Source organism: Streptomyces sp. P9-2B-2, from assembly GCF_030406865.1.
GTDB classification, from domain to species: Bacteria; Actinomycetota; Actinomycetes; order Streptomycetales; family Streptomycetaceae; genus Streptomyces; species Streptomyces platensis.
On the sequence record NZ_CP129126.1, the window covers coordinates 1,467,802 to 1,492,762 of the forward strand.

Below are 24,961 nucleotides of genomic sequence, written 5' to 3' on the forward strand. Positions count from 1 at the left end.
CGGTCAGCTGTCGGTGCCCTGGGCATGGGCCCTGATCTCGTCCAGCCGGTCCAGCAGCTCGTCCTCGCGCCGGTCGAAGGCCTCCTCGGAGATCTCTCCCGCCAGCAGCGCGCGTTCGAGCTCGGCGAGCTCCCGCTCGATGGGTTCGGGGTCGTAGTACTCCTGCTCAGCGGCGTCGAGGGCGCGTTCCATGACCCAGGCCACGCCGCGCACCGGCGCCAGCGGAAGGGTGGCAATCTGACTCAACAGGCCCATGAGGACCCCCTAGACGAAACTGTAGGCGGGCAGCGGACCGAGCAGCCGGAGGTCGAAGTCCTCCCCCAGCTCCTTGGCGAGATCCCGCTGCGCACCGAGGAAACTCTTCTCGTTGTCCTGCTCCACCAGGAAGGACACGCTCAGGAAGTCGTTCCCGCTCGGTGGTGAGGGGCGCTCCTCCCGGGCGAAGCCGCGCAGCGCGTCGAGGACTCCGGCGGCGAGCTGCTCCTGTCGTGCCTGTACTTCCTGGGAGACCATCTCACCGAGCGCGAGCGGGAGTTCGGGTGCGGCCTCGCCGCTTCTGATCTGTTCGTTGAGCTGTCGTGCCTGATCCGACTCCGTGAGGATCTGCCGCAGCAGCGCGTCCTCGTCCTGGGCGGCCTTCAGGTGGTATTCGACGCAGCCCTCCAACGCCTCCAGCCGCTCGGCGAATTCGTCCGCCCGCTCCTTCAGGACGGCCCGAACGGCCTCGTCGTCCGTGGTCGTGAAGCCGAACTGCAAGGGCAGGACGGTGCCGTCGGACATCAGCCGCTCCTGGACGGCCTGGTGCGCGCCGAGGTCCCGGCGCTTGGGCCGCAGCTCTTCCGGGGCGTCGCTGACGACGGCGGACAGCTGCTTGCTCTGCACCGTGCGGAGGTCGGACGGGGGGTTTCCCACCCCGTGGAGGCCCTCCAGGTTCTGCGGATGGGTGGTCGCGAGGATGGAGTAGACGTAGACCGACATCCCTCACTCCTTTCGGCGCCGGGCCGGCCGGCGAGCGGACCGCTCGCGCCGCTCAGCGGGCTCCTTGCGCCTCGACTCGTGCTCCTCGTCGTCGTCACTGCCGCCCTTGAGGGCGTCGGTCACCGCTTCCGCGGCCCCGGACAGCGCACCCTTGGCCTTGCCGTGCGAGCCGCCCTCGGTCACCTCACCGACGAGGTCGGTCAGCTGGGAGGGTGCCTTGCGTCCCGCTTCCAGGTCGAGGCGGTTGCAGGCCTCGGCGAAGCGCAGGTAGGTGTCGACGCTCGCGACGACGATACGGGCGTCGATCTTGAGGATCTCGATACCCACCAGCGACACACGCACAAAGGCGTCGATGACCAGACCGCGGTCCAGGATCAGATCGAGGATGTCGTAGAGGTTTCCGGAGCCTCCGCCGCCACCTGCGGCAACGGTTCCTCCGCTTTGCGGCACCACAGTCACGGTGCCTCCCTTCACCGGCTCGCTCCGGCCTTACGGAGCGGCCGTCTCGTTCGCCGGGCGAACGGTCCTGGGTGGCTTCCCGGGCTATCGGCGGTCGATCTGGCCTCGGGTGTAGCGGCGGGTGCGCTCGTACGCCACCAGTTCGCCTTCCTTGTCCAGCACCACCCGGTAGGTCGCCATCACGCTGGTCGTCCCGGGGACGCGTTCCAGCTCCAGGACTTCCACGTCCGCCTGCCAGCCGTCCTCTGTCGGCTGCACCGCGGAGACGGACTCGGGGGCCCGCCCCAGCAGTTCCTTGAGCTGGTCCGCCGCGTACCGCATGGCACGTGGCGCCGAAACACGACGGCCCGTGCGCGGCTCTTCGCTGTCGCTTTCGCTGTCGCGGTGGCCGGCCCGGACACTGCTCGCGCTTCTGGCGGTCTTTTTGACGCTCTTCTTGGCGGTCTTCTTACCGGACGGACGCCGAACTCGTTCGGTCTCGTCCTCTTCGCCTGTGGCCATGTTCCTCTCCGAAATCGGAGGCGACATGCTGCCCGCGCCACTACAAAGAGGCGCCATTTCATGATACGCGGCTTGAGCTGAGCGCATCTTGGAGCCGAAATGCCTGGTCCCGGGCCTGCCGTCACCGGCCCGGCAGCGAGTGCCGGGGCCCGGTGGTCGGCGTAACGTCAGCACTGTCCCGGCAGAGACGTCATGACGGTCTCGGCACGGGGAGAAACCGGCGGGCCGGAGTGGGGCTCGATGGCACGACGACAGTGCGCAGGTGCGCGATGACCGGCGGGAACGGGCCCGGCCCGACGGGCGACCCGGTGGGCCGGGCGCTGCTGCGTGCGATGGCGGAGACCGGGGCGTCCGTCGGCGGGGTCTATGTGCTGGCGGCCGACGCGCCGGTCCTCCAGCTGACCGTCATGAGCGGGGTACCGGCGCCGTTCCTGGCCCCGTGGGACCGGGTCGCGCTGGCAGCCCCCATCCCGGTCGCCGTCGCCACCCGCGAACAGCGTCTGGTGTGGGCGGGCGGCCAGCAGCAGATGGCCCGCGACTTCCCGCGGACGGCGGTGGCGGTGCCCTATGACTTCTCGCTGGCGGCGGCCCCGGTCAGCAGCCCGGCCGGCAGCCTGGGCGCCTTGCTGCTGCTGTGGCCCGCCGGGCACGCGTCCCAGCTGTCGGCAGCGGAACGCGACGCGGTGACGGCCGCCTGCCGGCGCCTGGCGGCGCTGCTGGCACGGCACCCCCGGCCCGACGGCTCCGGACCGTCCGAGGCGCCGCGGGTCCTCGCGCCGCCGCCGGAGCGGGCCGTGAGCCCGGACGAGGCGCTGGCGGCGGCCGACTACCTGGAGCGGCTGCCCGGCGGTTGCTGCGCCCTCGACCTGGAGGGACGTATCACCCTGGTCACGCAGGGCGCGGTGGAGCTGCTCGGCGAGAAGGGCAGCCGGCTGATCGGCGCGCGTCCCTGGGAGGCGCTGCCGTGGCTGCGCGACCCGGTCTTCGAGGACCGCTACCGCGCCGCGGTGATCAGCCGCCGGCCGACCTCGTTCACCGCCAGCCGGCCGCCGCACCACTGGCTCACCTTCCGGCTCTTCCCGGACAGCAGAGGTCTGAGCGTACGGATCAGCCCGTCGGACACAGACTACGGCCCGGTGGCGCCCGCACCCGCGCAAGGGGAGGTCGTGCCGGTGCGGGCCGGGCAGATCTACCACGTGCTGCATCTCGCGGCCGCCCTCACCGAGGCCGTGGGGACCCAGGATGTGGCCGATCTCGTCGCCGACCAGATCGTGCCGGCGTTCGACGCCCAAGGCATGCTCATGTACGTGGCGGAGGCGGGCCGGCTGCGGACCATCGGGCATCGCGGCTACTCCGCCGAGGCGGTCGCCGCCTTCGAAGGGGTCGCCCTCGGCGCCGCCAACAGCCCCGCCGTCCACGCCCTCGCCACCGGGGAGCCCAGCTTCTTCTCGTCCCCCGAGGAGATCGAACGCGACTACCCGGGACTGCCGCGGCTGACCGGCAAGGCGGCGCGGGCCGTGCTGCCGCTGATCGTGTCCGGCCGCCCGGTCGGCTGCTGCATCCTCGCGTACACCCGGGCCCGCACCTTCAGCCTGGAGGAACGCCAGGTCCTGACCTCACTGGCGGGGCTGATCGCCCAGGCGCTGGACCGGGCCCGCCTGTACGACACCAAGCAGCAGCTGGCACACGACCTCCAGGCCGGCCTGCTGCCGCACCGGCTGCCCCCGGTACCGGGGTTCGCCGTCGCCGCCCGTTACCTGCCGTCGACCCGCGGTATGGACATCGGCGGCGACTTCTACGACCTGATCCGCCTCAACGAGCACAGCGTCGCCGCCGTCATCGGTGACGTGCAGGGCCACAACGCGGCGGCGGCCGCCCTCATGGGGCAGGTCCGCACCGCCGTCCGCGCCTACGCCACCGCCGGGGCCGCACCGGACGAGGTACTGGCCCGGACGAACCGGCTGCTGACCGATCTGGACCCGGGGCTGTTCACCAGCTGTCTGTACGTCCATATCGACCTGCGCACCCGCCGGGCGCGCCTGGCCGGTGCCGGGCATCCGCCGCCGCTGCTGCGCCACCCCGACCGGCACACCACGGTGCTGCATGTGCCCCCGGGGCTGCTGCTGGGCATCGAGCCCGGTGCCCGGTACTCCGCCACGGAGATCACCCTGCCGCCGAGGTCCGTCCTGGCGCTCTACACCGACGGCCTGATCGAAACGCCGGGGACCGACCCGGATCTCTCCGTCGCCGACCTCGCCGCACGCCTCAACGACGCCCCGCCACTGGGCCCGGACCGGCTCGCCGACTCCCTCCTGGAGAACCGGCACGGCGACGCGGACCGGCAGGACGACGTGGCTCTGATGCTGCTGGCGGCGCTGCCGACCGGGCCGGTCACGCCCGATGGAGACCTGAGGACCGGGGGACCGGGTGCTGAAGTGGACGGAGCATGAAGGACTTTGACGTCTCGTCACTTCACTCTCCCCGTGCCTGCAGTGAACCGCCGCCCCGGTGGAGTGCGCGCTGTGCCCGGCTGAGGACGCGGCTCGGGGCGCGGGTGCGCAGCGCAGCGCGGGCCGCGTTGGCGCCGGGGGCGCCGTGTACCCCGCCGCCCGGGTGGGCTCCGGCGGAGGCCAGGTAGAGGCCCGTCACGGGGGTTTCCGGGCGGGCGAGGCCCGGCAGCGGGCGGAACACCAACTGCTGGTGGAGGGCGGCCGTACCGCCGTTGAGGGCGCCCCCGTGCAGATTGGCGTCCAGCGCCTCCAGTGTGGGCGGGGCGAGAATACGGCGCGCCTTGATCCGGGACCGGAAGCCCGGCGCGAAGCGCTCGACCTGCTCCTCCAGCCGGTCCGCCATCGCCTCCTGGTCCCCCGGGCTCCAGGCGTCGCCGATCCCGCCCTCCCCCGCGTCCCCCCGGATCCGGTGGGGTACGTGGGTGTAGGCCCAGGCCGACTCGGTGCCCGGCGGGGAGCGGGTGGCGTCCGCGGTGGTCATCTGGCCGAACAGCGCGAACGGCCGGTCGGGCACCTGGCCCGCGGCGATCTGGGCGGTGAAGCGGGTGAGTTCGTCCATACCGTCGGCCAGATGCACGGTGCCCGCGGTGGCGGCGGCCCCGGCGGTCCACGGCACCGGGCCGCCGAGTGCCCAGTCCACCTTGAAGGTGGCGAAGTCCCATTGGAAGCGCCGCAGTTCCGCCGTCAGCCGGCCGGGGAGGTGCCGGGAGTCGACCAGCCGGCCGTACAGGGCGGGCACGGACACATCCGCCAGCACGGCGCGGCGGCCCGGCACGATCTCACCGATCGCGGTACGCACCGCCACCGCGCGCCCGGAGCGTACGACGATCTCGTCGACCCGCTCCCCGCAGCGCAGCACCCCGCCCCGGCGGTGCAGCCGCCGCACCAGGGCCGTGGTGAGCGACTGGGCACCACCGGCCGGGACCGGAAAGCCGTAGTGCTGGCCGAGCATCGACATCAGCCATCCGAAGCCGCCACTGCCGGTGGCCTCGGGGGCGAGGTCGGCGTGCAGGGCGTTGCCCGCCAGCAGCAGCCGGCCCGCCTCGCCGTGGAACTCCTCCTCGCCCAGGCGCCGTACGGGCAGCAGCATCATCCGCGCCAGCCGCAGCGCGCCGGCACCGCGGAGCCGGGAGGCGAGCCGGGCCACGGCACGCAGCGGCGGGAAAGGGGTGAACAGCGCGTCCAGGAGGTCGCCGCCGACCCGGTCCCAGACGTCGCACAGTTCCTGCCAGGCCGCGCCGTCGCCGGTGCCGAAGGTCTCCAGTCCCGCCACGGTTCCGGCCGTGGTGCGGCCCAGCAGCGCGCAGCGGCCGTCGGTCAGCGGATGGGCCAGCACCTGGGGCGCATGGCTCCAGACCAGCCCCTCTTCGTACAGGTGCAGGGCGGCGAGGACCGGGGAGGCGGCGGCGAGCGGATAGAACGAACTGCACAGGTCGTTGACGAAGTCGGGGTGTACCGCACGGTCGCTGCGGACCGCGCCGCCCGGCTCCTCCTGCTCCTCCAGCACCTCCACCGACCACCCGGCGTCGGCCAGCAGGTTCGCCGCGACAAGTCCGTTGGGTCCGGCACCGATCACCACTGCGTCCGGCATCGCTGCCTCCTGTTCACCCGCCCCGCCGTTGCACCGGGCCCGGCCGCCGGTGCGTCACCGGACGGAACGGCGGTCAGGATCCGGTGGACGCCCGGACCGGGGCCTCTTCGGCCACCTCGGCGAGCCTGCTGAGCATGCTGCGGTGGCGCAGCTGAAGCAGCACGTCCAGCGCCGCGTTGTGCAGCCGTCCGCCCGGTCCGGCCAGTGGGTGTTCGTCGACGATGACCAGGGAGTCGGCGCCCCAGGGGCGTACCTCGACGGAGATCCGGGCGGTGCCCAACCGGCCGCTGTCCACCTCGAGTTCGAGGGTGCGCGGCGGATCGCTGTGGCGGACGACGGTGTGCCCGGCGGCTTCCCAGGGCCCCAGGCGCACGGTGTATTCGAGCGTGGCGCCGACCTCCGGCCAGTCGCCGTCCTTCGGCCGCGAACGCGCGGTGCCGACCACCCAGTCCTGGTAGCGGGAGCGGTCGGCGAGCACCGCCCACAACTCCTCGGGCGACCGCCTGATCAGCTGGTGTCGTACGGCCACGAGCCTTCCACCGCCTCACCGCATTCGGTCGCCGGCTTCCTCACCCAGCGTAGAGCGCGCGCTCTGGCCCGGCCTCCCGAGTGGTACGCCCGTCCATGCCCGGCAGCCGCGGCCCACCGGGCCGTCCGGTGCGGCGGGCCGCTACGGCCGGCCTCCGCCGATGAGCGGTTGCCCCGGGGGCAATACGGGATCAAAGTAAGGAATAACCACGCATGCCAGATCGGAGCGCATCGTGATCGTTCTCGGAATCATCCTGCTTGCCATCGGGTTCCTGGCCGGCATCGGCATTCTGTGGACCATCGGCATCATCCTCGCCGTCATCGGCGTGATCCTTTGGGTCCTCGGTGCCATGGGGCACGCGGTCGCCGGCCGCAAGCACTACTGGTAGCCGGGCGGGCCCCAGACCGATGCGGTGGCGGAATCTTCGCTCCTCGGAGAACAGGGCGGATTCACCACGGAATCCGCCCCGCCGCACGTCGGGCAGCCGTGACCTCGGGGGTGCCGGGCCGCCGGGACCTCAGGGGTCCTGCGGGTCGACTCCGGTGTGCGCGTCCGCGTCGCGGCCGCCGCTGGGCCGGCGCGAGGGGCCCTTGCGCCCCATGTCCCGCTTGCCCTTCTCCTCGGTTTCGGCAGCACGCCGCTCACCGGAACGCGTCTCGCTCTTGACCTCGCTCGCCGGAGGAACCTTCTCCCCTCCGCCGGACTCCTTGCCGCGGTCCTTCTCGGGCGCGTACTCCTCCGGGCGGAACGACCGTTCGGCGCTCTCGTTCTTCTGCTGCTCGGTCCGGTCGACGTCGGGCGACCAGCCGTGCTGCTCGGTTCCCTTGTGCATGCTGTGGCCCTCGCCGCATCTCCGCCCTACTGGGGGGGGCGGTCGTCCGCGGGCCCCGGGCAATGGCGGCAGGGAAGGACGGCACGGGCACGCGGCCGGGGAGCAGCCGGCCGGCGCCGTACCGGGGAGTTACGCGGGTCGTCCGTGGCGTGCTCCGCCGGGCGACCCGGCGGCGCGCGAGCCACGGTCGGGGCCGCCGTCGGGGTCGGGCCGTGGTGCGGGCTCGGGGTCCGGGTCAGGGACGGGCGGCGGCTGGGGCTTGGGGTGGACGGGGTCCAGCGGGCCCGGCGGTGGCGGATCCGGTACCTCGTGGTTCAGCATGCGCCGGCTCCTTCCGGTCGCCTCATGGTTCACGGCTGCGGGTGCCCCGTCCGCGTCCGCTCACACCTGGGCGCGGCGTCGGCCCGGAGTCCGGGCCGACGCCTCCCGCCGTCAGCCGGTCAGCTCGTCCTCCGGCCGGGCGGCAGTGTCCGCACCGGAGGCGAGGACGACTCCCTGCACGGCGCGGGCGGCCTCGGACGGGGACGGCGGGACGGTGCGCTCGGCGAGCGGAAGCGGGGCCGGGACCGGCTCCGGGGTGCCGAGGAAGGTCCGGTTGACCACCCGCTCGGCGGCGTGGCCGTCGTCCCACATGCAGAAGCGGGCGCGGAAGGCGGCCCGCAGCTCGGCGGCCTCGGTGCCGTTCCAGCGGCCGCTGCGGAACGCCTCGATCAGCTCGTCCTCGCTGGTGGCGACGATCCCCGGGGTGTCTCCCGGCTTTCCGGACAGCAGGTCGAAGGTGACCCCGCGGGAGCGGACGTAGGTCTCCCAGTCGTCCGCGTAGTTGATGACCGGCCGGTCGAGGTTGGCGTAATCGAACATGATCGACGAGTAGTCCGTGATCAGCGCGTCCGCGGCGAGGCACAGCTCCTCGACCGACGGATGCCGGGAGACATCGATCAGCGCACCCTCCTCCTGGAGCTTCTGAAGGTGCGGGTCCTGGCCGTAGAAGTAGTGCGTACGGACCAGCAGGACGATGTCCGGGCCGAGTTCGCGGGTGATTCTCTCCAGGTCCAGCTGCGGCACATAGCCGACTTGGTAGTCGCGCACCGTCGGGGCGTAGAGGACGGCGGTGCTGCCGGGAGCGATCCCCAGCCGCTCGCGGATATCCAGGATGTCCTGGGCCCCGGTCCGGAAGAAGACGTCATTGCGCGGATAACCGGCGTCGATGGATTCGAAGCGACAGGGGTAGACCCGCTCCCACTGCTCGCTGGTGTGCTGGTTGGCGGAGACCGAAAGGTCCCAGCGGTCGGCGCGTTCGAGCAGCTTGCGCATGCTCATTCCCTTGCCGGCGGCCGGATATTTCTGCTGGTCGATGCCCATGCGCTTGAGCGGGGTGCCGTGATGGGTCTGGAGATGGACCTGGCCTTTGCGCTTGACCACCCCGTCGGCGAAATTGACGTTGTTGACGAAGTACTTCGCGCGCGCCATCAGTTCCCAGTAGCGCCGGCTGTTGACGACGACGTGGTCCATCCCGTCCGGCACGGTGTCCACGACGTCCTCGCGTACGACCCACACCCCGTGCAGCTGCGGGGCCAGTTCCCTGGCCTTTTCGTAAATCGCCAGCGGATTGCAGGAGGGGGTGCGGTTCCAGTAGGCGCTGAAGACGGCGAGGTGCTGGTCGATGGGGCGCTTCAGCTGCATCCGGTAGAAACTCGTCGCGGCCCCCTTGCTCAGGGCGCGCTGGGCCTTGTGCAGGCGCTGCTGCCCGCTCTTACGGGTACGGCTCATCAGATTCAGGGCCTGGAAGGCGCGGTAGGAACCCCGTTCCAGTGCCTGGAACCGGTGGGCATCGGCCTCCGGGGGCGGGGTGAATCCCGCGGGCTTGTGCCGCCGGTACATCGCCACGGAACGGCGGAAGAATTCCGGCCGGTCCTGAACCCGCACCCGGCTCTCCCGCGCGCCGGTGAAGAGGAAGTGGCTGACCATCCGCTCGAAGAACAGCGGCCGCAGCGGGTCGAGGTCCGGCCGGCCGTCGAGGAAGTCGAAGAGCCGCTGGTACTGGTCGAATATCGTGAAGTGCTTACGGCCCGGCGTCTTCATGGAATTGCCGTGCCGGCGCTGGCGGTATTCGACACAGGCGTGGTCCAGGCACACGGCGCGCTCGGCGGTGAGCATGGTCGTGTAGACCATCAGGGCGTCCTCGTAGAGCCCGTCGGTGTACCGGAATCCGTTGTCCACGAAGAAGTCGCGCCGGAAGGCCCGGTTCCACACCACCGCGAACATATGCAGGAATTCGGTGCGCTCGGCGGGCTTGAAGACCTCCGCTCCGGCCTCGGCGAGGAGTTCGCGGACGGCGCTCGGCTGGACCGCGTGCCACCAGTAGGTCCGTACATGGTCGAAGAGCAGCAGGTCCGGGTCCTCCGCTTCGCCCAGCCGGTCGGCCATGGCCCGCAGCGCGCCCGCGGTGAAGGTGTCGTCACTGTCGAGGAACAGCAGATAGTCGCCGCGCGCACGCTGTACGCCGGTGTTCCGGGCCGCGCCGATACCGCCGTTCTCCTCGTGGCGCACAGGGATCACCCGCGGGTCGCGGGCGGCGAACTCCGCCAGGATCTCGCCGCTGCGGTCCGGCGAGCAGTCGTCGACCGCGATGACCTCGAAGTCGGTGAAATCCTGCGCCAGCAGCGAGTTCAGACACGCGCGAAGATAGCCCTGCACGTTGTAGACCGGAACGATGATGCTGAACCGCGGGGCGGATCTGGGGCCCGTCTCGGGCATGGCGGGGTTGCTCCTCGAAGGTGTCGGCCGCGCGACGCCGGCCGGAAGTTTTCGTGACGGGCAGTGGGACAACCGGTGGCCGGAAATGGTTGTGCCCGAGGTGCGCAACATTCCCGTTGTCTCCCTCACACGGCATCCCGGACCTGCCGTTACGGGGTGGCCCGTCCCCCGTCGGCAGGCCCGGGGCGCTCGGGCCGGAGACGCGGACACTCGCCGTTTCCGTGTCACGTGACCTTGAGGATCTGAGCGCGGATACTGCCCTCGGGGCGGCCCCACCTCCGCTCCGCGCACGCTGCGGAGTGCCGGAAGCACCGTCAGGAAGGCGGGCTGCGGCCGTCCTTCGCCCTGCCGCACCCCTTCCCTCCCAGCCCCCGGACCGCCAAGATCGATAGCGATGCATCACCACAGCCTGACCTGGGCAAACGCCGGTCAGCGACCCGATTGCCAGCTCACCAGGAGGTACCCATGAAGATGCTGATCAACGTCGCCGAAACCGTGGTCACGGATGCGCTGCGCGGGATGGCCGCGGCCCACCCCGAGCTGGTGGTGGATACCGAGAACCGGGTGATCGTGCGGCGGGACGCGCCGGTGGCGGGCAAGGTGGCGCTGGTGTCCGGGGGCGGCAGTGGGCACGAGCCGCTGCACGGGGGGTTCGTCGGACCCGGCATGCTGGACGCCGCCTGTCCGGGCGAGGTCTTCACCTCGCCGGTGCCCGATCAGATGGTGCGGGCCGCGGCGGCCGTGGACAGCGGCCAAGGCGTGCTGTTCCTCGTGAAGAACTACACCGGGGACGTCCTCAACTTCCAGATGGCGGAGGAGCTGGCGGAGGACGAGGGGGTGCAGGTGGCCAGTGTGCTCATCGATGACGATGTCGCGGTGACCGACTCGACGTTCACCGCGGGGCGGCGCGGCACCGGGGCGACGCTCTTCGTGGAGAAGATCGCCGGCGCCGCGGCCGAGGAGGGCATGCCGCTGGAGCGGGTGGAGGCGCTGGCCCGGCAGGTCGTGGCGTCCTCGCGCAGCTTCGGGGTGGCGCTGAGCGCCTGTACGACCCCGGCGAAGGGCAGCCCGACGTTCGATCTCCCTTCCGGGGAGCTGGAGTTGGGGGTCGGGATCCACGGCGAGCCGGGGCGGGAGCGCCGCGCGATGATGACCTCGCACGAGATCGCGGACTTCGCGGTGGACGCGATCCTGGAGGATCTGGATCCGCGGCTGCCGGTGCTGGTGCTGGTCAACGGCATGGGCGCGACCCCGCTGCTGGAGCTGTACGGATTCAACGCGGAGGTCCGCCGGGTGCTCGACGAGCGGGGCGTGGCAGTGGCCCGTACGCTCGTCGGGAACTATGTGACGTCGCTGGACATGGCGGGCTGCTCGGTGACGCTGTGCCAGGTCGACGGGGAGCTGCTGCGGCTGTGGGACGCGCCGGTGGAGACGGCGGGGCTTCGCTGGGGACGGTGACCGGGCCTCCGGTCCCGTCCCCCTATCGCTTTCTTGCTCAGTACCTGAACAACCAAGGAGTAGTCCGTGTCCGAAACGGTGCTGGATGCCGCGTTCTTCGTACGCTGGATGACGGCGGCCGCCGCCGTCATCGACCGGGAGGCCGACCGGCTCACCGAGCTGGACTCACCCATCGGTGACGCCGACCACGGAAGGAACATGCAGCGCGGCTTCGCGGCCGTCGTCACGATGCTGGGGACGGAACCGCCGGCGACGCCCGGTGCCGTCCTGACCGCCGCCGGACGGCAGTTGATCTCCAGTGTGGGCGGGGCGTCCGGACCGCTCTACGGGACGCTGCTGCGGCGCACCGGCAAGACGCTGGGCGAGGCGCCGCAGGTCTCGGCGGCGGAACTGCGGTCGGCGCTGGCCGCCGGGGTGACCGCGGTGGGACAGCTCGGCGGTTCGGCGCCGGGCGACAAGACGATGCTCGACGCGCTGACGCCCGGCGTCGAGGCGCTGGCGGACTCCTTCGACGCGGCGGCCGTGGCCGCCCAGGAGGGTGCGCTGGCCACCGTACCGATGCAGGCCAGAAAGGGCCGGGCGAGCTATCTGGGGGAACGCAGCATCGGACATCAGGATCCCGGGGCGACGTCTTCGGCCCTGCTGTTCGCGGCGCTCGCGGAGGTGGCCAAGTGAGCACGGGGACGGCGAACGGGACGGCCGGCGGCGCGGACGCGCGGGTCGGGGTGGTGCTGGTGTCGCACAGCGGGCCGGTCGCGGAGTCGGTGGCGACGCTGGCGGTCGGGCTGGCCGGCGGCGGGGACACGGCGCCGGTGGCCGCCGCGGGCGGTACCCCGGACGGCGGTCTCGGCACGAGTGCGGAGCTGATCGCCGAGGCGGCGCGGTCGGTGGACCGTGGTGCGGGTGTGGCGGTCCTGGTCGACCTGGGCAGCGCCGTGCTGACCGTGAAGGCGCTGATCGCGGAGGGGGACGAACTCCCCGAGGGCGCCCGGCTGGTGGACGCGCCGTTCGTGGAGGGCGCGGTGGCCGCCGTGGTCACCGCGTCGGCCGGGGCGGATCTGGACGCGGTCGCGGCGGCGGCCGGGGAGGCGTACGGCTACCGCAAGGAGTAGCGACGCCGCGTGGGAGGCCGCCGGCCGCGCCCGCTCAGGGTTTGCGGGCGACGCCCGCGTAGCAGGCGGCCTCCGCGTCGGTGACATGGCCGGCGTCCTCGGGGCGTTCGGGGCGCCACTGGTGAGGGAGTGTGAGGCCCGGTTCCAGCAGCTCCCAGCCGTCGAAGAAGCGCAGGACCTCGGCGCGGGAGCGGAACTGGAGCCGGGTGCCCGCATCGCCGTAGATCTTGATGATCTTCCGCATCGCCTCGGGGCTGAAGTCCGGTGTGGCATGGCTCAGTGCCAGGGTGCTGCCGCTGGGCAGTGCGGCCTTGAGGGTCTCGACGATGGTGTGGGCGCGGTCCTCGCCGTCGTCGGGGACGAAGTGCATCAGGGCGTTCAGACTGAGCGCGACCGGGCGGGTCAGGTCGAGGGTGTCGAGGAGCTGCGGCGCGGTGAGGATGCCCTCGGGGTCGTTGACATCGGCCTGGACGTACGCCGTGCGGCCCTCGGCGGTGCCGATCAGCAGGGCCGCGGCGTGCGCGAGGACGATCGGGTCGTTGTCGGTGTAGACGACCCGGGCGTCGGGGGCGGTGCCCTGGGCGATGTCGTGGAGGTTCGGCGGGGTGGGGATGCCGGTGCCGATGTCGAGGAACTGCCGCAGACCGGCGGCGGCGAGGACCCGGGTGGCGCGGTGCATGAACTCGCGGTTGATGCGGGCGGCGGCCAGCGCGGCGGGGAAGACACCCAGCACGCTTCCGGCGGCCATCCGGTCGGCCAGGAAGTTGGTCTTGCCGCCCAGGAAGTAGTCATAGATCCGGGACGAGTGGGCCCGGTCCAGCTGTAGGTCCACCACGGAATCGTGCTCGCTCATCGTGCGCTGCCTCCCCAATCCGGCATCCCGCCCGGCGCCTCCCCCGCGCACCATGATGCCCGTTCCGTGCGCCGCGCGCCGCGGAGAGCGCGCCAAACACCTCCGCACGCCCGGCCGTTGGCGCATGACGCCCCGTATGTCACGGATCCTGCCGGAGCACACCCGAGCGTCCCATGACGGGCGGCCATGCCAGGGTCATGCGCGGTCACATGCCATTGTCATGCGTAGTCATATGAATACGCAGCGGCAGATTTTTGCCCTACCGATGCCACAAACGGGCTCACTTTCCGGTTCATTGGAGGGTGAGAGCAACCGCTCTCCCGCTGCCGGCGGCGCCTCGGCGCCCGGCTCGGTGCATGTCCAACGGAACGAGGACGGCTCGTGAGCGCAGACCGGGACCGACCGCTGCCGGCGTGCGCTCCGGCGCATGTCCGTACCGCGGAGTTATCGCCACTCCCCCACTGTTCGCTCCCGGCCTCCGCATCGGACCCGTTCGACCACCGGCTGTCGATCACCTTCGAGGCCTTTCTGGCCACGCACGCGCGGAAGTGGCTGACCTACGCCTATCTGCACACGGGCAGCGAGGCCGCGGCCCGTGAGGTCACCCGGGCCGCCTACGGGCAGCTCGGCCGGCTGTGGCCGCACGCGCTGCGGCAGGCGTCGGTGGAGGCGTACGCCTGGTCGGTCCTCAAGGAACGGGTCGTGGAGTGGCTGTACGACCACCAGCAGCCCACCGCGCTCACCGAGACCGCCGCCTTCGCCGTCGTCACCCATGCCCTGCTGCGCGAGTGCCAGCAGCAATTCGCCATGCTGGAGAGCCAGTTGGGGCTGTACGCGGCCATCGCCCGGCTGCCGGAGCGGCAGTGCGATGTGATCGTGCTGCGCCATGTCATCGGGTACAGCGACGCCCAGATCGGCTCGCTGCTCGGCGTCGACGAAGTCACCGTCCGCTCCTATGCGAGCCGCGGCAAGCGCAAGCTCGCCGCCGCGCTCGGTATCGATCAGGGAAACGCAAGGGGGAACTGACCATGTGGCACACCCGCCCGGCCGACCGCCGGGAGACCGTCGAGACACTGCTCAGCGCGGCCGCGGCGGTGTCCGGCATCGATGATCTGGCCGGCTTCCGCGACCTCGATGACGCGGGCGCGCCCAGCTGCCTCGGCGCGTCCCCGCGCGCGGGGACGGCGGCCGCGCACGGCCGTCCGACGGCGGTACGGACGGCCCGGGCCGACCAGGGCGCGCCCAGCACGTACCCCAGCGCCCGGGACGAGGCCACCCATGAGCTCCAGCTGGCCTGTGCGCTGGTCGTCAATGCCGCGGCGGCCGCGGCGAGTCTGGAACGGCTGGTCGACGACCATCACATCGACCCCGAGGGCGCGCTGGTCTTCGCCTGTCTGCTGCACATCACCGGGCGCACCGACGCGGCGCACTTCTGGTGGCACTTCGGCGCCGGCGCCGGCAGCCGGACGGCCGCCTACTGTCTGTATCTCTCGCACCGCCGCGACGGCGAGTACCGCGACGCCGCCTACTGGCGCGAGCAGGCCGCCCACGCGCCGGACGAGGAGCGCCGCTCGGTGGCCGCGTTCGACGAGAAACAGCTGCTGCCGGACGCGGCCCGGCACAACCTGCTCGTCCAGTGGCACAGCGGGCTCGCCCCGACCCTGCCGTCCGCGCTGGAGAATGTGATCAACCGTCTCGTCGTGGACGGCGACGACGAGGACTTCGGCGAGATCCCCCGCCCCTCCCCCACGCTCGTCCGGGACCTGGGCCGGGCGGAGTAGCCACCCGCCGCGCGCCCGCGCCCGTCCGGGCCGGTGAGCCGCCCGGACAGCGGGCCGCCGGGCTCGGATGTCGCCGGGCTCAGATGTCGTCGGCCTCCGCGACCGGTTCGTCCACCGCGGGCGGCCAGGCCGGGCGGCTGGCGTCGGGGACCGCGGTCAGCGCATGGCCCACGGTCGGGTAACAGGAGAAGACGCCGAGGGACTGGGTGCCGACCAGCAGCCGCAGCATCCGTACGCCGAGCGAGGCCAGCAGCAGCCTGCCCTCCAGGCGCCGGCAGAGCCATTCCAGGGCGAGCAGGCAGCTCAGACCGCGTGAGTCGCAGAAGCGCAGCGCGGTCAGGTCGAGCACCAGAAAGCGGTGACCGGCCGAGACCACCTCCCGGGCCTCGGCCAGAAAGGCCTGTTCGGTACGGAGGTCCAGCTCTCCGCTCACCCGCAACACCGCACACTCATCCGCCTGCACGATCGCAGTGACCGCCAACGACCGCATCTCCGAGCTCATGCCGTCCAGACTAAGCGCCGCCGCCGGCTGCACCACCGCGGTGGCCGGCCGGCGCACATCGGACGGCCCCGGCCGCCGCCCCGGCCCGCCGCGCCCGAACGGACCCTCCCCACGTGCCGTACGGGCACCCGTTCGTGCGTACGGCCAGGCTGACAGCGTTCGGAAGCGGGTGGAAACGGTCAGGTTTTTTGCTGTGACGGGCAGCCTGCGGCGCCGCCCCGGTTGCTATAAACCTGATGCGGGCGGAAACGGGCAGCCTCGTGACCGAACGCAGACCGGAAGCACACAGAAAGCGGCAGGAGTGAGCCATGAGGGCCGAGGAACGCCAGCATCGCCTCCTCGCGCTCGCCCGGCAGTCCGGCCGGATCGAGGTCGCCGAGGCCGCGTCGGAATTCGGGGTCGCCCGGGAAACCGTCCGGCGCGATCTGAGCGAGCTGGAGCGCCGGGGCCTGGTCCGGCGTACGCACGGCGCGGCGTACCCGGTCGAGAGCGCCGGGTTCGAGACCACGCTGGCCCGGCGGGAGACCCAGCAGGTGGACGAGAAGCGCCGGATCGCGGCGGCCGCCGCGGCACTGGTCGGCGAGGCCGAGACGGTCTTCGTCGACGAGGGCTACACCCCGGAGCTGGTCGCCACGCTGCTGCCCACCGACCGCCCGCTGACCGTGCTCACCGCCTCGCTGCGCACCGCTGCGCTGGTCGCGGCGTCCGAATCCACCACCGTCCTGCTGGCCGGCGGCCGGGTCCGCTCCGGGACGCAGGCGACGGTGGGTTCCTGGGCCCGGGACATGCTCGCCCGGTTCGTGATCGACCTGGCGTTCCTGGGGGCGAACGGCGTCTCCCGGGAGCACGGTCTGACCACCCCGGATCCGGCGGTCGCCGAGGTGAAGGAGCAGGCCGTCCGCTCCTCGCGGCGGCGGGTGCTGGTCGGGGTGCACAGCAAGTTCGGCGCCAGCAGTTTCTGCCGGTTCGCCGAGGTGCGTGACTTCGACACGATCGTCACCGACGCGGGGCTGTCCGCGCCGGAGGCGCATCGCTACTCGCTCCTGGGGCCGCAGGTGCTCCGGGTCTGACCGGGGCCGGGGCCGCCGGACGACCGGCCCCGCACCGCGGCACCACATCCCCCACAGCTGACCGCCGAAGGCCGGGCCCGCACCGCCGGCCGTCGGACGGCTCCCGGGCGTACCCGCGAAACGGCGCCGTACGCCCCGGAACCGCCGCTTGTGCGGCATTCGCCGGACACGCACGCCCCCTTGTCCCCAGAAAGGTACGAGCCGTGAGAGCACGACCCCCCGGACCAGGCCGCGGCGCCCGCTCCCTAGGGCTGACCGCCCTCGCCGTGGCCCTGGCGCTGTCCACCGCCGGCTGTTACCGCGGCGCCGGCGACGCGGGCAACGAGAGCCGCCGCAGCATCAACGTCCTGATGGTCAACAACCCGCAGATGGTGGATCTTCAGCGGCTCACCGCCGAGCACTTCACCAAGGAGACCGGCGTCAAGGTGAACTTCACCGTGCTGCCGGAGGACGATCTGCGCGACAAGATGAGCCAGGACTTCTCCAGCCAGGCCGGGCAGTACGACGTGGCGAGCGTCAGCAACTACGAGACGCCCATCTACGCCCGCAACGGCTGGCTGACCGAACTGGGCACCCGTGCCGCCAAGGACCGGGAATTCGACCAGGGCGACATCCTCCCGCCGGTCCGCTCCTCCCTCACGGCCGCCGACGGCAAGATCTACGCCCAGCCCTTCTACGGCGAGTCCTCCTTCCTGATGTACCGCAAGGACCTCCTCAAGGAGGCCGGGCTGACCATGCCGGCCCGGCCCACCTGGCACCAGGTGGCCGCCCTCGCGGCGAAGCTGGACGGGTTCCGCAAGGGCATGAAGGGGATCTGTCTGCGCGGCCAGCCGGGCTGGGGCCAGCTGGCCGCCCCGCTGAGCACCGTCGTCAACACCTTCGGCGGAACGTGGTTCACCAAGGACTGGCAACCGCGGGTCGACAGCCCGGAATTCACCCGGGCCACCCGGTTCTATGTGGATCTGGTCCGCAAGCACGGGGAGGCGGGCGCCCCGCAGGCCGGCTACACCGAGTGCCTCAACGACATGCAGCAGGGCAAGGTCGCCATGTGGTACGACGCGACGGCCGGCGCCGGTTCGCTGGAAGGCGACGGCTCCAAGGTCGCGGGCAAGGTCGGCTACGCACCGGCGCCGGTGGAGCGGACCCGGGACGCGGGCTGGCTCTACACCTGGGCGTGGGGCGTACAGAAGGCCAGTACGCACCAGGACGCGGCCTGGAAGTTCATCCGCTGGGCCTCGGGCAAGGACTACGAACGGCTGGTGGGCCGCGAGCTGGGCTGGGCGAACGTGCCCGGCGGCAAGCGGGCCTCCCTCTACCGCGATCCGGCCTACGTCAAGGCATCCGGCGCGTTCGCCGGACCGACCGAGCGGGCGATCCGCTCGGCCCGGCCCGGCGACCCCGGCGTACAGCGGCGCCCGGCCCCCGGCATCCAGTTCGTCGGCATCCCCGAGTTCGCCGACCTGGGCACCAAGGTGTCGCACGAGATCAGCTCGGCCATCGCCGGGAAGCAGAGTGTGTCCGAGGCCCTGAAGAACAGCCGGCGACCGGCGCAGGAGGTGTCCGATGCCTATACAGACCACTGAACCGGCCCCCGCGGCCGAGGCGGCAGCCGTGCAGCGCGGCGGTGCCCCGGCGGCCCGTGCCCGCCGCACCGAGCGGGCGAGGAACTGGGCCCGCCGCGCCCCGCTGCTTCCCGCGCTGGTCTTCCTCATCATCGTCACCCAACTGCCGTTCGTGGCCACCGTGGTGATCTCCTTCACTCGCTGGAACGCGCTGGCGCCCGAGAACCGCGGCTTCGCCGCCTTCGACAACTACCGGGCGGTCTTCACCGATCCCGCGATGCGGGCCTCGGTGGGTACGACGGTGCTGCTGACCGTGACCGTGGTGCTGGTCAGCCTGCTGCTCGGGCTGGGGCTGGCGCTGCTGCTCGACCGTGGCTTCCGCGGCCGCGGCATCGTCCGCACCCTGCTCATCACGCCGTTCCTGGTCGTACCCGTCGCCTCCGCCCTGCTGTGGAAGCACGCGCTGTACAACGCCTCGTACGGGCTGCTCAACGGCTCGCTGACCTGGATCTGGGGGCTGTTCGGCAGCGACGACCCGCCGCAGCCGGACTGGATGACCGACTCGCCGCTGGCCGCGGTGGAGGTGTCGCTGATCTGGCAGTGGACGCCGTTCATGATGCTGATCCTGCTGGCCGGGCTACAGAGCCGGGCCAGCGACGCCATCGAGGCGGCCCGGATGGACGGCGCCTCGGCCTTCGACATCTTCCGCTATCTGACCCTGCCGCATCTGCGCCGCTACCTCGAACTGGCCGCGCTGCTGGGCACGGTGTACGTCGTGCAGAACTTCGACGCGGTGTTCACCATCACGTCCGGCGGCCTCGGCACGGCCAACCTGCCGTACACCATCTACCAGACCTTCTACCAGGCCCATGACTACGGACGGGCGTCCGCGCAGGGCGTCGTCGTGGTGCTGTGTTCGCTGCTGGTGGCGACCTTCGCGCTGCGCACCGTCTCGTCCCTGCTGCGCGAGGAGGTCACCCGATGAACCGCCCGCTCCTTACCCCGCGCCGCCCCGGCTCCCCCGGCACCCGGCGCCGGCGCCACACCGGCACCGTGCTGGGCCTGCTGGCCTGGCTGTGCGGGATCGGCTTCTTCCTGCCGGTCGCCTGGATGGTGCTGACGTCCTTCCACAGCGAGACGGACGCGGCGACCAATCCGCCGAGCGTCGGCGCCGGGCTGAGTCTGCACGGCTACCGCGAGTTCTTCGGCGCGGGCAGTGGTGTCAGCCCCTGGCCGCCGCTGATCAACTCGCTGACCGCCTCCGTCGCCTCCACCCTGCTGGTGCTGCTGCTGGCGGTGCCCGCCGCCTACGCCCTCGCCATCAAGCCGGTGCGCAAGTGGAGCGATGTCCTCTTCTTCTTCCTGTCCACGAAGATGCTGCCGCTGGTGGCCGGGCTGCTGCCGGTCTACCTCGTCGCGCAGAACACCGGGATGCTCGACAGCATCTGGCTGCTGGTGCTGCTCTACACCTCGATGAATCTGCCGATCGCGGTGTGGATGATGCGTTCGTTCCTCGCCGAGGTCCCGGTGGAGATGCTGGAGGCCGCCTCGATCGACGGTGCGGGTCTGACCACCACCCTGACCCGGATCGTGGCGCCGGTCGCCATGCCGGGCATCGCGGCCACGGCCCTGATCTCCTTCATCTTCAGCTGGAACGAGCTGCTGTTCGCACGGGTCCTGACCGGGATCGTGGCCGGCACCTCGCCGGTGTTCCTGACCGGACTCGTGACCAGCCAGGGCCTGTTCCTGGCCAAGGTGTGCGCCGCCGCCACCGTCATCTCCCTCCCGGTGATCGCCGCCGGGTTCGCCGCCCAGGACAAACTCGTCCAGGGCCTGTCGCTTGGAGCCGTGAAATGAAAGCCGCAGTGATCAGCGCCCCCGGGACCGTCGAGGTCGCCACCGTCGAGGACCCGGCGCCCGGCCCCCGCGAGGTCGTGGTCTCGGTCGCCGCCTGCGGGCTGTGCGGCACCGATCTGCACATCCTCCAGGGCGAGTTCGCGCCCACCCTGCCGGTCGTGCCGGGCCATGAGTTCGCCGGTACGGTCGTGGCGACCGGCAGCGCGGTCACCGAACTCGCCGAGGGCGACCGGGTGGCCGTCGACCCGTCGCTCTACTGCTTCGAGTGCCACTACTGCCGGATCGGCCGCAACAACCTCTGTGAGCGCTGGGCCGCCATCGGGGTGACCACGGCGGGCGGCGCCGCCGAGTTCGCCGTGGCCCCGGTCGGCAACTGCGTCAAGCTGCCCGAGCACATCCGTACCGAGGACGCGGCGCTGATCGAGCCGCTCTCCTGCGCCGTACGCGGCTACGACATCCTGCGCTCCCAGCAACTGGGCACCCGGGTCCTGATCTACGGCTCGGGCACCATGGGCCTGATGATGCTCGAACTCGCCAAGCGCACCGGTGCCGCCGGGGTCGATGTCGTCGACATCAACCCGCAGCGGCTGGCCACCGCCCGCACGCTGGGGTGCAGTGCCGCGGCCGGTTCCGCCGACGAGCTGGACCGCCCGCGCGGCTGGGACGTGGTGATCGACGCCACCGGCAACGAGCAGGCCATCCAGGACGCGCTGGGGCGGGTCGGCAAGGGCGGCACCTTCCTTCAGTTCGGCGTCGCCGACTACGCCGCCCGCGCCACCATCGAGCCCTACCGCATCTACAACCAGGAGATCACCATCACCGGCTCGATGGCCGTCCTGCACAGCTATGAACGCGCCGCGGAACTCTTCGCGGCGGGCGTGCTGGACCCGGAGGTCTTCATCAGCGACCGGCTCCCGCTGGACCGCTACGCGGAGGCGCTGGGCCGCTTCCGGGCGGGCGAGGGCAGGAAGATTCTCGTACGGCCGTGAGCGGAGCCCGGGGCGGTCCCTCAGTGGCCGCCCCGGGGGCGGGCGCCAACTCCTGAGCGAGACGCGGGACATGCGGCAGGCCGGCCGCACAGTTCTTGGTTGACAGTTCCCGGACCCGCGCGACAGCATCCGGCCGGTGGAGATCACCAGGCTCACCCCAGCGGAACGCCGTGTCTGGCAGGCGTTCCCCCTCGGCGAGGGCGTCGACTTCCGGGAGAACGCCGACGAAGACCCCGCCGACGGCGCCACCTGGGGCCCCGAGCGGACCGTACGCGCCGCGGTGCTCCGGCTGTTGCTGTTCAACGGGCCGTCACGGGACGGCGAGATAGCCGGGATCAAACTGTGGGGCGCCCGCATCACCGGGGAGCTGAACCTCAAGTACGGCAGGGTGGAGCACCCGGTACGACTGCGGTCCTGCTACTTCGGCCAAACCCCGGACCTGTACGGCGCGAGGCTGCGCATCCTGGCGCTCAACGACTCGGTCCTGCCGGGTCTCACGGCCGGACACCTCCACGTCGATGGAGTGCTGCGCCTCACCTGTTGCCGTATCAAGGGGCCGGTGCGGCTGGCCGGGGTGACGACATCCGGTGCGGTCTTCGCCAACGGGGCCCACTTCGGCGATCCGGCCGCCACGGAGCCGCCGGAGGAACCCGTTCTCCAGCTGAACCACGCCGACATCGGCACCGACCTCTGGGCTCCCGGCCTGGTCACCCACGGCCGGATCCGGCTGAACGGCGCCACCGTCGGCGGACAGATCACACTCGACGACGCACAGCTCAACGCCCCCGGCGATCACGCGCTGGAGGCCCAGACCCTCAGCGTCGGCACCGACGTGCACGCGATGCGGCTGCGGGCCCACGGCCGGGTCGACCTGCGCGGTGCCCGGATCGGTGGCCAGCTCAACCTCGCCTATGCCGCCCTCGCCAACCCGGGTGGCGTGGCGTTACGCGTCAGCAGCTGCGTCGCGGGCGAGATGTGGCTGCGCGAGGCGAAGCCCGTGGTGGGCACGGTCAATCTGCGCCGCGCCCAGTTCGATGTGCTGTTCGTCCCGCCGGAGGTCTGGCCGGACGAGGTCAAGCTCGACCGGCTCACCTACGGTTCGCTGCTCCCGCACCTGCCCGCCGAGGAACGGCTCCCGGTGCTGGAGCGCGAGCGCGCGGGTTATGTGTCGTACTCGTACGAGCAGCTCGCCGGCGCCTACCGTGCGGCCGGGGACGAAGCCGCCGCCCGCACCGTCCTGCTGGCCAAACTCCGCCGCCATCGCCGCACCCTGCCCTGGTACGCCAAGGTCTGGGGGCACCTTCAGGACGCCACGGTCGGCTACGGCTTCCGTCCGATGCGGGCCGCCGGCTGGTTGCTGGCCCTGTTGCTCATCGGCGCCCTCGCCTTCGCCCTGCACCCGCCACGCCCGCTGAAGAGCGACGAGGCCCCCGAATTCAACCCCTTCTTCTACACGCTCGATCTGCTGATGCCGATCATCGGCTTCGGACAGGAGGGCGCCTTCGCACCGCGGGGCGGGTACCAGTGGCTCTCGTATCTGCTGGTCATCACGGGCTGGACGCTGGCCACGACGATCGCGACCGGCATCACCCGCTCCCTGGCCCGCCAGTAGCGGGGCGTCCCCACCCACGCCCGCCGTCCGCGGCGCCCGGCGCAACTCCCGCCTCACGGCTGGGAGTCGACCATCATGCCCGCGCGTTCGGCCGTGGCGCGTGCCCACGGGCCGGCGCTGACCGCGGCGAGGACGAGGATGCCCGCGCCGAGTGCGATGAGCATCCACCACACACGGTGCGCCGCGCCCGTGAACGCCGTTCCGCCAAGGGCGATCTGCGGGCCGATGAGGGTCCCGGAGATCGCGACGCCCAGGGTGGTGCCGGCCTGGCGGCCGGTGGAGGCCAGCGAGCCGGCCAGCCCGGCCATCGAGCGGGGCATCCCGGCGAGCGCCGCGTTGGTGATCGGCGGGTTGACCGCGCCGAGGAAGACGCCGAACAGCAGATGGACCGCCAGCACGGCCGGCAGCGGAGTCTCCGGGCCGAGCCCCAGCGACAGGCCGCCGCCGAGGGCCAGCGCCGTCCCCGCCACCACCAGCGGTAACAGGGGACCGCGCGTGCCGACCACACGCCCGGTCAGCGGCGCCACCACCAGGACCGGCAGCCCGACCGGGAGCAGGCACAGCCCGGCCGCCACCGGTGACAGGCCGCGCACGTCCTGAAGGTACTGGGTGGTCACGAACAGGAACGCGCCGAAGCCGCACAGGGCGAACAGCGCCATCACGATCGCGGAGCTGAACGGCACGCTGCGGAACAGGCGCAGTTCCAGGAGCGGGTCGGCGCGGCGCGGTTCGTATCCGAGGAGGCCAGCCACGCCGAACGCGGCGACGGCGAGCAGCCCGAGGATGACCGGCGAGGTCCAGCCGAGTGCGCCGGACTCGATGATCGCGTAGACGACACTGCTCATGACCAGGACCATCAGGACCTGCCCGACCGGGTCGAACCGGCGGGCCCGTTCGGCACGGGACTCGGGTACGAACAGCGCGGCGCACACGATCGCCACGGCCACGATCGGGACGTTGATCCAGAAGACCGACCGCCAGCCGAAGGCGTCGACCAGCCCGCCGCCGAGGATCGGACCCAGCGCCAGCGCCAGTCCGGACATCGAGGCGAAGACCCCGATGGCCCGGGCCCGTTCGGCGGCGCCGGTGAAGGTGTTCGCGACGATCGCCATGGCCACCGGGTTGAGCATGGTCCCGCCGACGGCCTGCAGCGCCCGCGCCGCGATCAGCCAGCCGATGTCCGGGGCCAGTCCGCACAGCACCGACCCGAGGCCGAAGGCCGCGAGACCGGCCTGGAAGACGCGCCGCCGGCCGACCCGGTCCGCGGTCGCCCCGGCCAGCACGAGGAACGCGGCCAGCACCAGGGTGTAGGCGTCGACCGCCCACTGACGGCCGGATTCGGTGGCGTGCAGGTCGCGTCCCATGCTGGGCAGCGCGACATTGACGATGGAAATGTCCATCACCACGACGATGATGCTCACGCAGCAGATCGCGAGCACCAGGGATTTGCGGCGCGGGCTCAGTTGTGCGGCCGCCGCGGGGGAAAGCACGGATGAACTCATGGCCCGACGTTAGGATTTAGAGCGTGCTCGAAATCAAGCAGCACTCAGCATCCGGTGCCTCCGAACCGAAGGCGCGGCCCGCCGCGGTGCCCGCGGAGGGCGTGACCATCGCCGAGGCGGCCCGCCGCACGGGGGTCAGCGCACACACGCTCCGCTACTACGAGCGGGCCGGCCTGGTCATCAGCCCGGTCGACCGCACGAGCGGCGGCCGCCGCCGGTACCGCGAGATCGACCTCAAGTGGATCGTCATCTGCACCAAGCTGCGCGCCACCGGCATGCCCATCAGGGGCATCCGCCGGTACGCCGAACTGGTCGCCGACGGACCGGGCAACGAGGCGGAACGGCTCGCCCTCATGGAAGCCCACCGCGCTGACGTCCTGGCCAAACTGGCGGAGACCCAGGAGAACCTGAAGATGATCGAGCACAAGATCGATATCTATCGGGGCAGTCTGGCCGCGGGCGACGCCGGAGGGCTCTGGGCACCCGTCGAGCCCCGTTGAGCGGCG

26 protein-coding genes are annotated in these 24,961 nt (G+C 71.7%); 14 read left to right on the forward strand and 12 right to left on the reverse strand.

What is annotated here, in order from left to right:
* Positions 1 to 3 precede the first annotated feature (3 nt).
* The 4 genes from QT196_RS06180 to QT196_RS06195 form a co-directional block, all read right to left on the reverse strand.
* Positions 4 to 255 (reverse strand): gas vesicle protein GvpG, encoded by a 252-nt coding sequence (locus tag QT196_RS06180; protein ID WP_290354510.1) that lies wholly within the window; start codon positions 253 to 255, stop codon positions 4 to 6.
* A 9-nt stretch (positions 256 to 264) separates the two neighbouring features.
* Positions 265 to 978 (reverse strand): GvpL/GvpF family gas vesicle protein, encoded by a 714-nt coding sequence (locus tag QT196_RS06185; protein WP_168477986.1) that lies wholly within the window; start codon positions 976 to 978, stop codon positions 265 to 267.
* Between the two features lie 3 nt (positions 979 to 981).
* The gene (locus QT196_RS06190; RefSeq protein WP_168477987.1) at positions 982 to 1,437 is read right to left on the reverse strand and encodes a gas vesicle structural protein GvpA; all 456 of its coding nucleotides are present in this window, start codon (positions 1,435 to 1,437) and stop codon (positions 982 to 984) included.
* An 84-nt stretch (positions 1,438 to 1,521) separates the two neighbouring features.
* On the reverse strand, positions 1,522 to 1,938 hold the full coding sequence (locus tag QT196_RS06195; RefSeq protein ID WP_168477988.1) for a gas vesicle protein: 417 nt from the start codon (positions 1,936 to 1,938) through the stop codon (positions 1,522 to 1,524).
* Positions 1,939 to 2,207: 269 nt separating this feature from the next.
* Between QT196_RS06195 and QT196_RS06200 the strand changes: the two genes are divergently transcribed.
* On the forward strand, positions 2,208 to 4,388 hold the full coding sequence (locus QT196_RS06200; protein WP_290354511.1) for a SpoIIE family protein phosphatase: 2,181 nt from the start codon (positions 2,208 to 2,210) through the stop codon (positions 4,386 to 4,388).
* A gap of 22 nt (positions 4,389 to 4,410) precedes the next feature.
* On the opposite strand, the gene QT196_RS06205 is transcribed toward QT196_RS06200, so the two are convergent.
* Both QT196_RS06205 and QT196_RS06210 read right to left on the reverse strand, forming a co-directional pair.
* Complete coding sequence (locus tag QT196_RS06205) at positions 4,411 to 6,039, reverse strand: NAD(P)/FAD-dependent oxidoreductase (RefSeq protein ID WP_290354512.1); 1,629 nt, start codon at positions 6,037 to 6,039, stop codon at positions 4,411 to 4,413.
* Positions 6,040 to 6,112: 73 nt separating this feature from the next.
* Complete coding sequence (locus QT196_RS06210) at positions 6,113 to 6,568, reverse strand: SRPBCC family protein (protein ID WP_168477991.1); 456 nt, start codon at positions 6,566 to 6,568, stop codon at positions 6,113 to 6,115.
* A gap of 232 nt (positions 6,569 to 6,800) precedes the next feature.
* On the opposite strand from QT196_RS06210, the gene QT196_RS06215 reads away from it, so the two are divergent.
* Complete coding sequence (locus QT196_RS06215) at positions 6,801 to 6,956, forward strand: DUF6131 family protein (protein WP_266736420.1); 156 nt, start codon at positions 6,801 to 6,803, stop codon at positions 6,954 to 6,956.
* Between the two features lie 129 nt (positions 6,957 to 7,085).
* Here the strand turns inward: QT196_RS06215 and QT196_RS06220 are convergent, their stop codons facing one another.
* The 3 genes from QT196_RS06220 to QT196_RS06230 form a co-directional block, all read right to left on the reverse strand.
* Positions 7,086 to 7,400: a hypothetical protein gene (locus QT196_RS06220; RefSeq protein ID WP_266736418.1), complete on the reverse strand. Its 315-nt coding sequence runs from the start codon at positions 7,398 to 7,400 to the stop codon at positions 7,086 to 7,088.
* A gap of 129 nt (positions 7,401 to 7,529) precedes the next feature.
* The gene (locus QT196_RS06225; protein WP_168477994.1) at positions 7,530 to 7,721 is read right to left on the reverse strand and encodes a hypothetical protein; all 192 of its coding nucleotides are present in this window, start codon (positions 7,719 to 7,721) and stop codon (positions 7,530 to 7,532) included.
* A gap of 111 nt (positions 7,722 to 7,832) precedes the next feature.
* Complete coding sequence (locus QT196_RS06230) at positions 7,833 to 10,157, reverse strand: CDP-glycerol:glycerophosphate glycerophosphotransferase (RefSeq protein WP_168477995.1); 2,325 nt, start codon at positions 10,155 to 10,157, stop codon at positions 7,833 to 7,835.
* Positions 10,158 to 10,622: 465 nt separating this feature from the next.
* Between QT196_RS06230 and dhaK the strand changes: the two genes are divergently transcribed.
* The 3 genes from dhaK (at position 10,623) to QT196_RS06245 (ending at position 12,727) form a co-directional block, all read left to right on the forward strand.
* A complete protein-coding gene (gene dhaK, locus QT196_RS06235; RefSeq protein WP_168477996.1) occupies positions 10,623 to 11,615 on the forward strand; it encodes a dihydroxyacetone kinase subunit DhaK in 993 nt (330 codons plus the stop codon).
* 78 nt (positions 11,616 to 11,693) lie between these two features.
* A complete protein-coding gene (gene dhaL, locus QT196_RS06240) occupies positions 11,694 to 12,290 on the forward strand; it encodes a dihydroxyacetone kinase subunit DhaL (RefSeq protein WP_168483595.1) in 597 nt (198 codons plus the stop codon).
* The gene (locus QT196_RS06245; protein WP_290354513.1) at positions 12,287 to 12,727 is read left to right on the forward strand and encodes a PTS fructose transporter subunit IIA; all 441 of its coding nucleotides are present in this window, start codon (positions 12,287 to 12,289) and stop codon (positions 12,725 to 12,727) included. Before dhaL ends, QT196_RS06245 begins: the two co-directional genes overlap by 4 nt.
* A 34-nt stretch (positions 12,728 to 12,761) precedes the next feature.
* On the opposite strand, the gene QT196_RS06250 is transcribed toward QT196_RS06245, so the two are convergent.
* Positions 12,762 to 13,580, reverse strand: coding sequence for an SAM-dependent methyltransferase (locus tag QT196_RS06250; RefSeq protein ID WP_168477998.1), 819 nt, complete (start codon positions 13,578 to 13,580; stop codon positions 12,762 to 12,764).
* 381 nt (positions 13,581 to 13,961) lie between these two features.
* Between QT196_RS06250 and QT196_RS06255 the strand changes: the two genes are divergently transcribed.
* Entirely contained in the window at positions 13,962 to 14,606 is a 645-nt protein-coding gene (locus QT196_RS06255; protein WP_168477999.1) for a sigma-70 family RNA polymerase sigma factor, read from the forward strand.
* Positions 14,607 to 14,608: 2 nt separating this feature from the next.
* Positions 14,609 to 15,361, forward strand: coding sequence for a hypothetical protein (locus tag QT196_RS06260; RefSeq protein ID WP_290354514.1), 753 nt, complete (start codon positions 14,609 to 14,611; stop codon positions 15,359 to 15,361).
* A gap of 79 nt (positions 15,362 to 15,440) precedes the next feature.
* On the opposite strand, the gene QT196_RS06265 is transcribed toward QT196_RS06260, so the two are convergent.
* Entirely contained in the window at positions 15,441 to 15,863 is a 423-nt protein-coding gene (locus QT196_RS06265; RefSeq protein ID WP_290354515.1) for an STAS domain-containing protein, read from the reverse strand.
* A 308-nt stretch (positions 15,864 to 16,171) separates the two neighbouring features.
* Here QT196_RS06265 and QT196_RS06270 point away from each other — a divergent pair, with 308 nt between their 5' ends.
* The 6 genes from QT196_RS06270 to QT196_RS06295 all read left to right on the forward strand — a co-directional run bounded on the left by QT196_RS06270 (position 16,172) and on the right by QT196_RS06295 (position 22,953).
* Positions 16,172 to 16,933 carry a DeoR/GlpR family DNA-binding transcription regulator gene (locus QT196_RS06270; RefSeq protein ID WP_266736409.1) on the forward strand — a complete coding sequence of 254 codons (762 nt, stop codon included), beginning with the start codon at positions 16,172 to 16,174 and terminating at the stop codon, positions 16,931 to 16,933.
* 251 nt (positions 16,934 to 17,184) lie between these two features.
* Positions 17,185 to 18,516 (forward strand): sugar ABC transporter substrate-binding protein, encoded by a 1,332-nt coding sequence (locus QT196_RS06275; protein WP_266736522.1) that lies wholly within the window; start codon positions 17,185 to 17,187, stop codon positions 18,514 to 18,516.
* Positions 18,497 to 19,480 (forward strand): sugar ABC transporter permease, encoded by a 984-nt coding sequence (locus tag QT196_RS06280; protein ID WP_266736407.1) that lies wholly within the window; start codon positions 18,497 to 18,499, stop codon positions 19,478 to 19,480. The genes QT196_RS06275 and QT196_RS06280 overlap by 20 nt, the downstream gene beginning before the upstream one ends.
* Positions 19,477 to 20,352, forward strand: a complete 876-nt coding sequence (locus QT196_RS06285) for a carbohydrate ABC transporter permease (protein WP_211117297.1) — start codon at positions 19,477 to 19,479, stop codon at positions 20,350 to 20,352. Before QT196_RS06280 ends, QT196_RS06285 begins: the two co-directional genes overlap by 4 nt.
* Complete coding sequence (locus QT196_RS06290; RefSeq protein ID WP_168478004.1) at positions 20,349 to 21,341, forward strand: zinc-dependent alcohol dehydrogenase family protein; 993 nt, start codon at positions 20,349 to 20,351, stop codon at positions 21,339 to 21,341. The genes QT196_RS06285 and QT196_RS06290 overlap by 4 nt, the downstream gene beginning before the upstream one ends.
* 136 nt (positions 21,342 to 21,477) lie before the next feature.
* Entirely contained in the window at positions 21,478 to 22,953 is a 1,476-nt protein-coding gene (locus QT196_RS06295) for a membrane-associated oxidoreductase (RefSeq protein ID WP_168478005.1), read from the forward strand.
* Between the two features lie 53 nt (positions 22,954 to 23,006).
* On the opposite strand, the gene QT196_RS06300 is transcribed toward QT196_RS06295, so the two are convergent.
* The gene (locus tag QT196_RS06300) at positions 23,007 to 24,455 is read right to left on the reverse strand and encodes an MFS transporter (protein ID WP_266736404.1); all 1,449 of its coding nucleotides are present in this window, start codon (positions 24,453 to 24,455) and stop codon (positions 23,007 to 23,009) included.
* A gap of 23 nt (positions 24,456 to 24,478) precedes the next feature.
* On the opposite strand from QT196_RS06300, the gene QT196_RS06305 reads away from it, so the two are divergent.
* Positions 24,479 to 24,955, forward strand: coding sequence for a MerR family transcriptional regulator (locus QT196_RS06305; RefSeq protein WP_211117298.1), 477 nt, complete (start codon positions 24,479 to 24,481; stop codon positions 24,953 to 24,955).
* The last annotated feature ends 6 nt before the right edge of the window (positions 24,956 to 24,961 follow it).